Source organism: Vibrio sp. CB1-14 (assembly GCF_040412085.2).
In the GTDB taxonomy this organism is placed as follows: domain Bacteria; phylum Pseudomonadota; class Gammaproteobacteria; order Enterobacterales; family Vibrionaceae; genus Vibrio; species Vibrio chaetopteri.
Map to the genome: position 1 here is coordinate 1265091 of NZ_CP115920.1, position 14004 is coordinate 1279094.

Genomic DNA, 14004 nt, shown 5'->3' on the forward strand with positions numbered 1-14004 from the left:
TTAGCACACCAACATAAGCATGCTTTCTTCCTTGATCTCAAAATAAGTCAGGCCTCACAAATGGAGGCCTGCTTGAATTGAGCTATTGATTGTTTTTGCCTTTGCCCATAATATTTTGGGGGTTCGCCAAGCCTTGATGAGCGTTAAACTCTTGTTGAGAGATAGCGCCATCCGCGTTGCTATCTAACGAAGCAAAACTTTGGCTTTGATTGATATTTTTTAACGTACGCCCCTCTTCCGCTCGCTGTGCGATACGCTCTGAGCGTGCTTGATTGAACTCGGCTTCGGTTATCTTGCCATCACCATCCAGGTCAAACTGTGAAAATGCTGGACGTGGCATATTGTTGTTTATGCCTTTATTCATTCCACCTGCCACTGCTCCGAAGGCGATAACAATACCGAGTAATGCAATGATCGTGCTTTTGATTTTCATGACGTTTTCCTTCTCTTTATATCATTATTTAAGAATATACTAATATAGGTAAGGTAAGGTAAGGTAACGTCATGTGATGTAAAGGAGTGTAAAGATAGCTAAGTAGATATCGATTTATGTTCTTATCGGTTCGTAAGTACAGCGCAACAGAAATAATGAATTTTCTGTCGCTATTACTCTGGTAAGAGTACAGGCATAGCTATTTCCAAATGGTTTCCAAATTATCCCAAACTTTCAGCCACCGAAACCGAAAAGCCAATGATATAAAATCCCTCGTTTCGAAAAATATGGCGATTTTTAGACATTCAGAGTGTTTTCGAACTTTTGCCCAGCAGTTTGCCTTGCAAATATCCAACAGACAAGGGATTACTTTTAGTAGGGCAAACACATATTAACAGCATGTGAACAAGTATTAACTCTGTCAAACATCAGGAGTAACGGTATAAGAGTTAAGTTGAAGCAGTTCTTCCGCTATATCCTCAAGGGGTACTTCTTTAGACACTGCCCCTAAGTTGTTCGCCGCTCTTGGCATGCCGTACACCACACAGCTTTGCTCATCTTGCGCGTAGGTCATAGCGCCTGCTTGCTTCATTTTTAATAGGCCGCGCGCACCGTCTTTTCCCATCCCGGTAAGAATGATACCGATGCCCCTTTTTTCTGCTTGCTCAGCGACGGACTCAAATAGAACGTCAACCGAAGGTTTATGGAGATTGACTGGTTCGTCATCGTTGAGCTGTGTGTAAAAACAGCCGGCGCGTTTTTGTATTTTTAGATGGTAGCCGCCGGGCGCAATGTAGACGTGGCCAGATTTGATCACTTCATCATGGCGCGCTTCTTGTACTTGAACCGAGCATAGACCTTGTAGCCGTGAGGCAAATGAACTGGTAAAGCCTGAAGGCATGTGCTGAGCAATGACAATACCGGGGCTATTTTCCGGCAGGCATCGAAGTAGTGTGGTAATGGCTTCGGTTCCCCCAGTTGAAGCGCCAATGGCAATGAGTCGATGGGATACTTGCCCTGTCGACACTGGTGCTGACTCTTGTTGCAATGTCGGTCTTAGTGGTGATGAGTAGCTTTGATTATGCATGGTTTGCTGCGCGCGTTTGAACTGAGACTTCGCTTCTCTTAGTTTTTTGATCACCTCTCGTGCGAAGGAATCAATATGGCTTGCTGACACTGCGGATAAATTTGGCTTTTGAATGTAGGACGCTGCGCCCAGTTTGATGGCTTGTTTGGCGAGTAGTGGGTTATTGGAGAAAAGCTGAGAAATGACGACAACTGGCATAGGACGCAGGGTCATAATTTTGCCGAGAAACGCAAGACCATTCATACCAACAAGTTCGATAGCAAGCGTAACTACATCGGGCTCGACTTCTTTAATCAACGCTCTGGCTTGGTGAGCGTCATGGGCGATGCCAACTACCGTCATGTTGGTCTGACTACTGATGATGCTTTTTAGATGTTGGCAGGTACCATTATTAGAATCGGTGATCAGTACTTTTAGCATCGTTGTTATACTCGTCGGTAAGCGGTTTGTTTTAGCAGCTTGAACGGCGTTTGCTCCGCAGGGCAGCTTTCAGAGTGACCGAGAAACAGTAAGGCGTCTTTCGGCAAATAATTCGCGAACTTAGTCAGGATCGAGTACTGGGTCTCTCTGTTGAAATAGATCAGTACGTTACGACAAAAAATGGTGTGAAACTGCTTTTGCATTGGCCATTGATGATCCATAAGATTCAGTCGCTTAAAGTGCACCAACGCTTGTATCTCTGGCTTTACTTCGTACATTTTCGCCGCTTTATTAAAGTGAAAGAAGCGTTTTTTGCTCCTCACACGCGCTGCCTAATTGCTCCAATGTATAGCGTCCATGCTTGGCGGTCGCGAGCACTTGCGTGTTGAGATCGGTTGCCAGTATCTTGACCGGAGGCTGATAGCTTTCAAACGCCTCAGCCATGGTGATGGCGATGCTATACGCCTCTTCACCGGTTGAGCAGGCACTGCACCAGATCCGAATCGGCTCAATGACTCTATTGCCAACATAATGGTCGCGAACATGCTGCTTGAGGAGCGTGAAGTGATAAGGTTCGCGGAAAAAATAGGTCAAGTTGGTGGTGAGCGCGTTGACAAAGTACTCCCACTCAGCGTGGTACTGGTCGTTAAGTAAGGCAATATACTGAGCAAAACGGCTCAGTTGATGTGCTCTTAATCTTCCGACTAGCCGATTGTAGACCAGTTTTTTTTTGTTGCTGTGAAGGTCAATGCCCACTCTTTTGTAGATAAGGGAGGCGATCGCAGAAAAGTCGTCATCGGTATATTCAAAATGAGTATGTACAATCATCAAAACTCAGCCCAGTCCTCGTTGTCACTATTTGAAAGTAAGCGTGGACTGACGGGTCTTAAATGGCTCTCCTGAGTCGGAAGTTGCACCTCGCCAATGTCACTGACATTTTGATCTCCGGTATCAAACACCGAGACATAGAGTGCTAAGTTAGCCACCTGTTCTTCGAGTGAGCTTGCAGCTGCTGAGCCTTCTTCCACCAAAGCAGAGTTTTGCTGGGTCACATCATCGACTTCTAGTATTGCTTGTGTCACCTGATCGATCCCCGTGCTTTGCTCAACTGAGGCTTGGGTGATCTCTTCTATCAGCTGCGCCACATCTTGAATGGAATTAACCACACCAGAAATAGAATCACCGGCTTGTGAGGCCAGTTTCGAACCGGTCTCAATCTTATTCACTGAGGAGTTAATCAGGCTCTCTACTTCTTTGGCCGCTGCAGCAGAGCGCTGCGCTAAGTTACGAACTTCGGTAGCAACAACAGCAAACCCACGTCCTTGCTCTCCTGCTCGAGCGGCCTCGACGGCGGCATTGAGAGCGAGAATATTGGTCTGAAAAGCAATGCTGTTAATGACGGAGATAATGTTCATGATCTCTCGTGAGCTGGTATGGATTTCTGACATGTTATCAACCACCTGCTTAACCACTTCGCCGCCCTTACGTGCATTGTCTGAGGTTTGTTTTGCGAGTAGGTTGGCTTGTTTGGAGTGCTCGGAGTTTTGTTTTACGGTAATCGTCAGCTCTTCCATGCTGGATGAGGTCACTTCTAGGCTGCGCGCTTGCTTTTCTGTGCGCTGTGCGAGATCGATGTTACCAATGGCAATTTCTTTGGTCGCAGTATTGATGGTATCTGCCGAGATTTTGATGTGCTGAATCATCTCTTTAAGCTTGCTGACAGTAAGGTTCGAGCTGGTTTTAAGCTCGCCAAACGCACCAGAATAATCGGCGCCAATCTGTGCGGTAAGATCGCCTTTGGCTAACGCAGACAGCACGGAAACAATGTCAGCCAAACTCACTTCGCTTATCTCTAGCAAGCGATTCATGTTGCCACACAGCATGGTGAAAAATGGGGTCTTGCCATCAAGCGCCATGCGTTTTGTGAAGTCACCATCAACGGCTGAGGCGATCACGTGCTCAATTTCTTTCTCGACCGCGATCTCTGTGGTGCGATCTGACCATTCGGTCACATAACCAATGTGCTGGCCTGATGCGTCGATAACAGGATTACTGACGATGCGGAAAATGCGGCCGTTGATATCCACTTCCTGCACCTGCTCTTTATTGGCTGAATGTGGCTCTTGCTCGAATCCACTCGCAGGGCTGAGCTGGTGGGGTGGAGGGCAGAGCCCAGGAATATTTAGATCTTTGATTTTGGATCCCACAAGCTTTGTGGCATCAAAATCAGGAGCTAAGGTTTGGAATTCTTGCTGGGCTTGCTCAAACATACCTTCGATGGCTGGATTGACGTAGATAATGGCGTGGTCACTGTCTTCAATCATCATGTTGGTACTCACGTTGTCTAACGCGATTTTGATTCGCGTCGCCGAGACTGCTTTTTGGCGTACGCTTTCCATGCTATAGGCTAATTGAACTTTCATGACTTTGAGTGACTGGAGAACTTGGCCAATTTCGTCGTTGTTTTTGATATCAATGTCAAACAGATAGTCCTGTTTGACCAGTCGTTTAAAGTAACGGCGGATATCTTTGAGTCGACGATTGATGTCGTGGCTAAACAGATACGCAAACACCAAGTAGATGCCGATAAACAACAGAGTGATAGCCGAGGCCAAGGCGACTTCAAACCAGAATACCTGCTTACTTTGATCGTAGATTTCCGCAGATTGAACTCGGTTCTCGCTAATCAAAGCGCCGAGATTGTCTTCGTAGCTGGTGATTTCTGAAATGGCGACAGAAACGCGAGTTCTAAACAGTTCACTGTCGTGAAGGCTGGCATCGCTTGACATCAGTATGCTGTAAATTTCAGGCAGAGTCGTGGTTGCAAGCAGAGTGCTTTGGTTGGCGATGACTCGATACTTTTCGATGATGGAGGCGTGTTCGGTATCAAACTTATTGATCAGTGCTTCGCTGAGCTGCTCTAACTCTGTCGTGTTTTGCTTGAGCTGTTGTCCCGCGGTGATGCGATAGTCGAAGCTGTTGGGTAGCAGTAGAGATTGCAACAATAAACGATTCTCTATCCAGAGTTTGTCTATGCTGTGCAGTCGGCTGTAGGACTCGATATGATTATTGTAAAGATGCTCGACAGCTTCTTTTTCAGTGTACGAGCTGTGTATGCCGATACCGAGGACAGTAAGCAGGGCGACAGTGGCCATGGCCACTAAGCCAAACAGGCGTTGTTTAATGGTGAGTGCACGCAGCGGGTTTGTTCGATGTTTTTTCACCACCTTACCACTTTGTATGGTGTGGTCATCTTGTTCGCCGTCTTTGAACTTCGCATATTGCGCTTTGACATTATCGAGTTCGGCTTTATCGGGCATGGAGCGAACAGACATGAAACCAAGTTGATTCCCGTCTTTATACAGGGGTGTGACATCAGATTTTACCCAGTAGAAGCCGCCATTTTTTTGTTTGTTTTTGAGGATCCCAGACCAGCAGTTGCCGGCTTTGATTTCGCGCCAGAGATCTTCAAACACTTCTTTCGGCATGTCTGGATGGCGAACAATGTTGTGCGGACTTCCGATTAACTCTTCTTTGGAGAAACCGCTGACGCGGACAAAATTGTCATCGGCAAAGGTAATGCGCCCAGACATGTCCGTGGTTGACACCAGTATCTCGTTCTCTTTGATAAGGTATTCTTGGTCATTGTTACTCATGGGCATAACCTTACTGATTGTCGTGGACAAGCGAAGCGTCACTATCGAGTTGTTCGAACAGTGCCATGTCACGGCTGGTCATAAGTTTTTGGATGTGAATTAGAATAAGCATGAGCTCGCTTTGCGAAGCGAGCCCTTGAATGTATTTGGTATCAAGGGCGCCAGCAAAGTCGGGGGCGGGCTGTATGTCGTTGGCGTCGATGGCAACCACATCGGCGACGCTATCGACCACAATGCCAACGATACGCTCACCAATATTGAGAATAATGACGACGGTCATGTCGTGATAGCGTACATCTTCTAGCTGAAACTTGAGCCGCATATCTACAATGGGTATCACTACGCCACGAAGGTTCATGACCCCTTTGATGTAGGGTGGCATGTTGGCGATGGCAGTCACTTGACTGTAAGTAATGATCTCTTGAACCGTGAGAATATCGATGCCGTAATATTCTTCACCAAGCCAAAAGGTTAAGTAGCCTTTTGCGTCGGATTGGCTGTCGTTGTCGGAGGCGCTGTTCACTATTTTCGCTCCTATTTCCAAAGTGGTTATCCTTTGCATTGGGTTAATGTCACTCTTAAGGTGAGCACATTATGAGCAATAAACTGATAGAGTTGAAAATAGTCTAGGAAATAGTTGGCTTATACCAAGTTAACTTGTTGATAGCGGTTATTTGCAGTGCAAGGTATCTGGCTGGCGAACCAAATCGGCGACATCTAAGATCAGCGAGACTCGCCCATCTCCCATGATGGTGGCTCCGGAAACACAAGGGATTTTGCGAAAGTTGTTTTCTAGGTTTTTGACCACCACTTGTTGCTGTCCAAGCAAGCTATCAACAAATAGAGCAATGGTTTTGCTGCCGTGTTCGAGTAGCACCATAATGCCATTGCTAAGGTCGGTGATGTCGGTGTCTAGATTGAAGAAGTTATGCAATCGAAGCACTGGGATGTAGTCATCGTGTACTTTTATCATGGTCTCGCCGCTGTTGAGTTTTTTGAGGTCGTGCTGTTTTGGTTGCAGCGATTCAACAATATTAGACAATGGAATGATGTAGACATGCTCACCGACACTGATCGACATCCCTTCGAGTATGGCAAGGGTAAGCGGCAGTCGGATCGACATTCTGGTTCCGATGCCAAGAGTAGAACTTATTTCTACTGTGCCTCCCATACTCGCGATATTACGTTTGACTACGTCCATACCCACACCTCGACCAGAGACTTCGGTGACTTGTTCTGCTGTTGAGAAACCGGCAGAAAAGATCAATTGAAATATGTCCTGCTCGCTCATGTTTTGAGGCAGTGTCAGCCCGTTATTTTTGGCTTTGGTGAGGATTTTTTGTGGATCGATGCCTGCACCGTCATCATCGACATGAACAATGACGTCACCTCCGCGATACACCGCAGACAATGTGATCGTGCCGTGGGAGGCTTTGTTGAGTTTCGCTCTTTGCTCTGGCGCCTCGATACCATGGTCAATACTATTGCGAACCAAGTGTGTGAGCGGATCGACCAACATTTCGAGCAGTCCTTTGTCGAGCTGTGTTTGCTCACCCTCGATGTTGAGCTGAATCTCTTTTTTCAGGGCGTGGGAAAGATCTCGTACGATACGTGGAAAACGACCAAAAACGGTGCCGATGGGCATCATGCGTACCGACATGACGGTGGCTTGAAGATCTCTGGTATTCGCCTCTAGCTGGTTGAGTCTACCGGCAAGCAGTTCGTTGCTGTTTAGCCCTAAATCGAAGGTGAGTTTTTGCAACATAGATTGAGTGATGATGAGCTCACCCACTTGGTTGATAAGCAGGTCAACTTTTTGCGTGCTCACTCGAATTGAGGACGACTCCAGAGACTTGGTCGCTGGGATCGCGCGTTGACTACTGTCGGCTTTTTTCGGCTGTGATATGGGGCTAGAGGGCGGTGCTGGCTCAGAATTGGGGAGTATTTTGCCGCGCCACTGGTTTATTTTTTTCTCTACTAGCTCGGCTTTCATTGGCTTTAACAGGTAATCATCCATTCCCGTTTCTATACACCTTTGCTGCTCTTCATCTCCTGTCATTGCGGTCATGGCGATAATGGTGACGCTCTTGTGACTCTCTCCCGCCGCGCCTTGTCGTATCTTTTCAGTTGCTTGATATCCATCCATCACCGGCATTTGGCAATCGAGGAGAATCAGTTGGAAAGGTTCGTCTTGCGAGGCCTCTAAGATTTCTAGTGCATGCTTGCCATTCTCTGCAACCTCTACTGAACTAAAACCAATCTTGTTTAAAGTGAAACTGGCGACTTTTTGTATAACCTTACTGTCCTCAACCAACAGGATTTTGATGGTTGATTTCTCCGCCGCGGACAAGGGTGCGCTGGTAGAGAAAGGGGCGGCCTCTGAATTTGTTGGTGGAGAATCTGGTGACACTGTTGCGCGCTGCAGCTCATCACACAGCGTATCGATTTGCGATTTGAATGACGCTGAGTCGTGATCGGCTTGATATGAGCCTTTGAGTACGTCGAGTAAGTCACGGGCATTAAGTAGCGCATCGACAACGGCTTGGGTGAGGGTAATTTGATGATTGCGCATCTTATCGAGCAAGCTCTCGAGAACGTGGCTGACGTGAGTAATATCGTCAAAACCAAAAATGCCAGAGCCGCCTTTTATCGAGTGAACTGCTCGAAAAATAGCGTCAAGCTTATCTGCCAAGTCAGGCTCGTCATCATTTTGGTTCATTTCAAGTAATAGGGATTCCATCTCTTCAAGATGTTCAGCCATTTCTTCAAAGAAAATGAGTTCGAATTGTTGGTTAGATTCCGACATCGCACATTGCTTCCTGCATTCTGAGAGTCTGTGAGCGTTCCAAATAATGAAGAACAGTCTTCAGCGAAAAGGAAAAAGGTTACATATCAGTATGGTTGGCAATAGGGATATGTTCAATTGCGTTCATTATCAAGGGGTAGGCGAGGGTGTTGGAGTTGCGCGAGTTATAGCGGCGGAATGCAGGTAATTGAGCGCGCCAATTAAGAGAGTGTGGCGCGCTGAATCTATATTTTGGTCAACTTATCCAAGCAGAATGGAGGTTTCCAAAACGTGCTGGGCATTGTCCAGTAGCTGCGGATACTTGGTCATCAACTGCTTATATCTATCGTCGATTGACTCAAGAGCACGCATCGCTCCAAACATTTCCACAGTTTGCTCCGGCTGCAGGCTGAGAAGCGTTTTCAAACCTTCTAGGGAAACGTGGTTTGCTGATTCGACTTTAGCGATCGCACCGTCGATCATTTCGAGGGTAAGGTGAGTGTTGTTATTGTTCATTATTAGGCTTTTATATTGAGAGCGATGTTAGATCTTAATGATCTCAAAATTTCGTGTTGCGAGATGTTAATCTTGTTGCACGCGTTTTACCTTGATTCGGATCATGGACAGCTTAATCATCAAACAACAAATTGATGGCAACACCCATCATAACAAGACCCGCTATGGGTCCCATCACACCCATTGGTGCTCGCTCGATATAGGGTAAGTTCTCGGCAATCATCAAGCCCCACTCTGGTGAAGGGGGCTTGGCACCCAGACCAATAAAGCTCAGCGCCGTAAGGCTTAAGGTAATCACTGGCAATCTTAGTAATGCGTGCCTTAGTAGTGGTGGCATAACGTAAGGCAGAATGTAATGCCTTAGCACCTTGACGGAACCCGTTCCCCAGATTGGGGCTAAGTGGGTATAGGGCTGGGCTCTGGCCTCCGCAATTAGGCTTGAGCAATGTGCAGCGAGCGGTGCCCAAGAAACAAAGACGATGGCGATCATTGCGCTACTCGGGTGCATCCCGGTTACACCCGCAACCAACAGACCGGCAATAATGTAAGGGACGCCCTTAGTAATCTCGATAAGACCTTGGCTTATTCTGGTGTTGAAACCCAGGATGATGCCAACAAATAAGCTGAGTAAGGTCGCGATAAAACCTTCTTTGAATGTCGATAGCATGCCTGCACCAATGCGAGCCATTAAGTCTCGGCCGATACCGTCGGCGCCGAGCGGCGCTTCAAGGCTTGGTGCTGCCAATCTAACGTATTGGCTAGTATATGGGTCGTGAATTAGCGACCAAAAGACAACCAGAAATAGAACGGCAAAAATAGAGTAGGCTGTGAGGCGTTTGCCCTTACTCGAAGTAAACGAAAATGTTGTGTGGCTGCTGATCAATTTGCCACTTTTTAAACTCTGCCCAAGAATCCATTGTTGTATGAGTAGCCCAACACTACTAATAAAGATGGAGATCAGTAGCAGTACTAGAAGCCCACCTTGTAGCATCGGTAAATCTTGCGCCTTAGCTGCGCCAAGAATGAGTCGGCCAATACCTGGAATCGAAAAAATCTGTTCTACCGCTACCGCGCCGCCAGTTAGACCTATCATGATCATCGAAATCTGAGGAATGAGGCTGCTAATGGCGCGTTTAACGGCAAATCTTAGGATTTGGTTTGGGCTCACATTCGCACTCAGCCAAGTAATGACCCAAGGCTCGTTAAGAACGCGTTGCAAGCTGTCTCTGAGGAGTCGGCTAAACAAACCACTGGCAGGCAATGCCAGAGCGAGGCTTGGCAGCCAGATATCTTGCCAGCTCTGCCAACCATAAGGTGGAAATAGACCCAGCCAGATGGAGAAAACCAGTATTAGTACCGAGGCGATGACATACTCTGGCAGCGATATCAGTACCGTACTCAAACTGTTGTGAGTTTGAGCGAGTTTGTTGGCCTTCCATCGATAGAGCGTATGCAGTAAACCAAGTCCGCACAGAAAAAATGTCAGCCCGAGTGCGAGTGACATTAGGAAAAGTGAGGTAGACAATGTCTGCTGAATGCCATCTGACACTGATGTGCCATCTATCCAAGACACACCTAAGTCGCCCTGAAGGGCATCACCCAACCAATCAATTAGCCTTTCTGTGGCAGAACGATCGAGTTGAAGGTCCTCTCTAACCGCCGCAAGTGCTTCAGGCGTCAGCATATGTTGCTGACCAGCACGTGCTCGAAGGATAGATTGGCTTGGGTCGATGCCGGCAATATCCGGCATTAAACCGACAAGAATAACAACGACAATAAGTGACGCCAAACGCGATAGCCATGGGGCGATTGCGTTTAACGATAGTCTATGGGCACCAGCAGGCATCATTGGGTTTAGTTAACCTTGGTTTGTGCGTTGATTAGACGACGCTCGCTTGGATCGCGAACCGCATCCGTTACACGCTCACTTTCACCTTGAACCACACGCTCGTGCAGCAGTGGGATCGCAGCGAACTCACCAAGAATTTTTTGCTCAGCAGTAATGATCGCCTTTTGACGCTGTTCACCAAGAGGCTGAAGGTCTGCGTGAGTCAGTGCTTCATCTACGGTCTCTGAACAGAATTGACCTAGGTTGAATGAGCCTTCACAGCCGAAATCGCTCTGCATGTATGCCACTGGGTCACCCGAATCTAGTACGGTCGCACGTGACAGGATGAACGCATCAAACTTGCCAGAAAGTGCATCGTTTTCAATTTGTGCGTATTCACGGATATCAAGCTCAACCTGGAAGCCTGCTACTTCTAGTTGCTGCTTAAGTAGTGCTGCAACTTCTGGTAGCTCTGCACGGTCGGTAAAGGTACCGATAACGATTTTCTCACCGTTGGCTTTTTTACCTTCTTCTAGAGCTGCTGCTTCTGGACGGATTGGTGCAGCCCAAGCGAGAGCAGGACCTAGCAAGCCTTCTGCGATATCAGCGTGGTTTTCGTAAACGGTACGAATGATCTGTTCACGATCAACCGCTGAAGCTGCCACCTTACGAAGCTCAAGCTGGCTAAATACCTCAGACTTGTTGTTGAGGTAAAGCGTGTTGGTGCGCGGCATCGCTACTTCGTGCAACAGGTTTTCATCTAGTGTCGCGATTTGGGAAACGGGTACGGCTTCTACAACATCAGCTGTACCTGTGCGAAGTGCTGCTGCGCGAGCAAAGCCGTTTGGTACGTATTCTGCGATAACGGTTTCAATCTTAGCTTTCTCACCCCAGTAGCCATCAAAACGCTCTAGTTTTGCGCTGGTGGTGCCGTTGATTTCTACTAGTTCGAATGGACCAGTACCTGCACCTGTTGGGATGACGCGGCCGTTATCTTGATATGCGCTGGTAGCCAGAATCGCCAACTGAGGGCTGGATAGTCGGCTTGGGAGCAGTGGGTCGTTGAAGGTCGTTTTGATCTCAACGTGGCTTGCATCCAATGCGGTCACTTCAAGGTCGATACCGTCAAGAATACGCGGCTTGGGCGCAGCATCGAGCGCCTTTTGAAGTGAGTTTACGACTGCATTAGCATCTAGCGTTGAACCGTCGTGGAATTTAACGCCTTCACGAATGGTAAAGTGCCAAGTTAATGGATCGACTTGTTCCCATACCGTAGCGAGCATTGGCTCTGCTTCTGATTTCGGCGTTAGGTTGATAAGCGTTTCCGCCGTGCTCCAGCGAGATAGCTTGAAAGCATCGTCTGAAAGTGGCGATAGACCAGTACGCGGTGGCTGCATCATAGCAACACGAATCTCTGATTTTGCCGCTGTGTCGGCTGCTGTATTTTGAGCTTCTTCTTTAGAATCAAAACAGCCTGTCAATGGCAAAGCTAAAGCAAGCGCACATGCTAGTTTAATGGAATGGAAACGCATGGTGAGTGTTCTCTATTGTGTTTGTGAGTTAGTGTTGTGTTTATTTATCGCTGAAGATAGCGATTGGGCGTGGATTAACGCCTTGGTTGTTGGGTGAGTCGGGGAGGTCATGATGCGAGCTGCCTCATCATGTTCCACGATTTTCCCTTGATCTAAGACGACTATGTCATCGCACAATGCATTGGCTGCGTCGAGGTCGTGTGTGACTAAAATGAGTTTGAGTGCTCTTTGTTGTTTGAGCGTGTTGAGTAGATCAATAAGTCGCTGGCGGTTAACGGGATCAAGGCTGCTGGTAGGTTCATCGGCAACCAGCACCTCTGGCTCTACAATAAGCGCTCTAGCAATCGCGACACGCTGTGCCTGACCTGTGGAGAGCTGGCTTGGTGTTAGAGCGATTAGTTCAGGTCGAAGCCCAACCTCTTCCAGTGCTCTCTGTGCTTTTTGCTGATGATTGCCCTCAATACCCAGACTTTCCAGCGGTTCAATCAACACTTGAGCAACGGTGTAATAAGGGTTGAGGCTAGTATGTGGCTCCTGCGGGATCAGCTGGATTTGCTTACAAAGCGCAAGCCGCTCATTGCTAGAGGCGATAGGCAGAGTGTGTCCCAACACCGTGATGCGACCTTCTTGTGGAGCGCGTAACCCAAATAAGAGTTCAATCATAGTGGACTTGCCCGCACCAGAAGGGCCGACAATCGCAACGCTGCGCTCAGCAATCTTTAGCGAAACCTGATCTAGTGCTCTAAAAGGCTTACCGCCCAACCACCTAGGCACTGAGTAATGATGCACGCCTACATGCTTAAACAGCACGCCTGATGCTTCTGCGTTTTCTGCTCGAAAGGTTTGCTGAGAAGAAATGGCTTGCATCAGATCAATCCCCTTAAAGCTTTGCAAAAATCATGTGAACTACATTCAAGTGCGTGGCGGGGTTCGCCGTAAGCGATAACTCGGCCTTCATCAATAACCACCATTTTGTCGCACTCTAATGCACTGTGGAGATCGTGGGTGATCAGGATACCTGCCATGTTGGCATTTCGAACACTTTCGCGGATTAGAGTTAGGATCTCTTGTTCCGTAACCGGATCAAGCGCACTGGTTGGTTCGTCTGCAATTAATAGAGATGCTTTACTTAGCAGTCCGATCGCGATGCAGATTCGTTGTCTCTGACCTCCGGATAACTGGCTTGGGTAAAGCTTGAGGATTGCAGAAGGATCAGAAAAGCCAAGTCGCTTAAGTAGCGCGACGATAGAGCTTAGCTCGTTTGCTTTAGGCTTGGTACGCCAACCTGTATGTGCCAGTGTCAGCTGAGCCTCGACCGCCACCAAAGGGTTTAGAGCCTGCAGAGCATCTTGAAAAATAAACGCTGGACGCTGCTCTGGTGCTCGCTCTATCAGGGACACATTACTGACGTTGGTACCCGCTAAGAAGATATCGCCTGAAACCGACATCGAGTCTGGAGTAAAGCCAGCAATTGCCTTTGATAACATTGACTTACCGATACCAGATGGTCCCATTACTGCAAGCATTTCTCCCGCGTTGATGTCGAACTGAATGTCTTGGAACAAGACACGTTCTTTTGACTGGATTGAAAGCTGATTGACAGTAAGGATTGAGGGGGTCACGGAATGGCTCTGATAGCTTATGTTATAACGTAACAATGGTATCATTCCCCTCGTTCACTGAGAAGTGTGAAAGAGCGCCAATTTTGTATCTTATCGATATTAATTAGCTCAAATGACTAATTTAA

Annotated in this window: 12 protein-coding genes; all 12 read right to left on the reverse strand. The window is 47.6% G+C overall.

Features of this window, described 5'->3' with window-relative positions; translation table 11 throughout:
- Positions 1 to 82: 82 nt before the first annotated feature.
- The 12 genes from PG915_RS05755 to PG915_RS05810 all read right to left on the reverse strand — a co-directional run bounded on the left by PG915_RS05755 (position 83) and on the right by PG915_RS05810 (position 13879).
- A complete protein-coding gene (locus PG915_RS05755) occupies positions 83 to 433 on the reverse strand; it encodes an EF-hand domain-containing protein (protein ID WP_353498248.1) in 351 nt (116 codons plus the stop codon).
- 421 nt (positions 434 to 854) lie between these two features.
- Entirely contained in the window at positions 855 to 1940 is a 1086-nt protein-coding gene (locus PG915_RS05760) for a protein-glutamate methylesterase/protein-glutamine glutaminase (protein WP_353498249.1), read from the reverse strand.
- A gap of 5 nt (positions 1941 to 1945) precedes the next feature.
- Positions 1946 to 2218: a CheR family methyltransferase gene (locus PG915_RS05765; RefSeq protein ID WP_353498250.1), complete on the reverse strand. Its 273-nt coding sequence runs from the start codon at positions 2216 to 2218 to the stop codon at positions 1946 to 1948.
- 13 nt (positions 2219 to 2231) lie between these two features.
- Complete coding sequence (locus tag PG915_RS05770; RefSeq protein ID WP_353498251.1) at positions 2232 to 2768, reverse strand: CheR family methyltransferase; 537 nt, start codon at positions 2766 to 2768, stop codon at positions 2232 to 2234.
- The gene (locus PG915_RS05775; protein WP_353498252.1) at positions 2768 to 5596 is read right to left on the reverse strand and encodes a methyl-accepting chemotaxis protein; all 2829 of its coding nucleotides are present in this window, start codon (positions 5594 to 5596) and stop codon (positions 2768 to 2770) included. Before PG915_RS05775 ends, PG915_RS05770 begins: the two co-directional genes overlap by 1 nt.
- Before the next feature lie 10 nt (positions 5597 to 5606).
- On the reverse strand, positions 5607 to 6119 hold the full coding sequence (locus tag PG915_RS05780) for a chemotaxis protein CheW (RefSeq protein WP_353498253.1): 513 nt from the start codon (positions 6117 to 6119) through the stop codon (positions 5607 to 5609).
- Positions 6120 to 6266: 147 nt separating this feature from the next.
- A complete protein-coding gene (locus tag PG915_RS05785; protein ID WP_353498254.1) occupies positions 6267 to 8402 on the reverse strand; it encodes a chemotaxis protein CheA in 2136 nt (711 codons plus the stop codon).
- Positions 8403 to 8642: 240 nt separating this feature from the next.
- Complete coding sequence (locus PG915_RS05790; RefSeq protein WP_353498255.1) at positions 8643 to 8897, reverse strand: hypothetical protein; 255 nt, start codon at positions 8895 to 8897, stop codon at positions 8643 to 8645.
- 112 nt (positions 8898 to 9009) lie between these two features.
- Positions 9010 to 10746: an ABC transporter permease subunit gene (locus tag PG915_RS05795; protein WP_353498256.1), complete on the reverse strand. Its 1737-nt coding sequence runs from the start codon at positions 10744 to 10746 to the stop codon at positions 9010 to 9012.
- A gap of 5 nt (positions 10747 to 10751) precedes the next feature.
- Entirely contained in the window at positions 10752 to 12257 is a 1506-nt protein-coding gene (locus tag PG915_RS05800; protein ID WP_353498257.1) for an ABC transporter substrate-binding protein, read from the reverse strand.
- 12 nt (positions 12258 to 12269) lie between these two features.
- Complete coding sequence (locus PG915_RS05805; RefSeq protein ID WP_353498258.1) at positions 12270 to 13124, reverse strand: ABC transporter ATP-binding protein; 855 nt, start codon at positions 13122 to 13124, stop codon at positions 12270 to 12272.
- Positions 13124 to 13879 (reverse strand): ATP-binding cassette domain-containing protein, encoded by a 756-nt coding sequence (locus PG915_RS05810; RefSeq protein ID WP_353498259.1) that lies wholly within the window; start codon positions 13877 to 13879, stop codon positions 13124 to 13126. Before PG915_RS05810 ends, PG915_RS05805 begins: the two co-directional genes overlap by 1 nt.
- Positions 13880 to 14004: the final 125 nt, after the last annotated feature.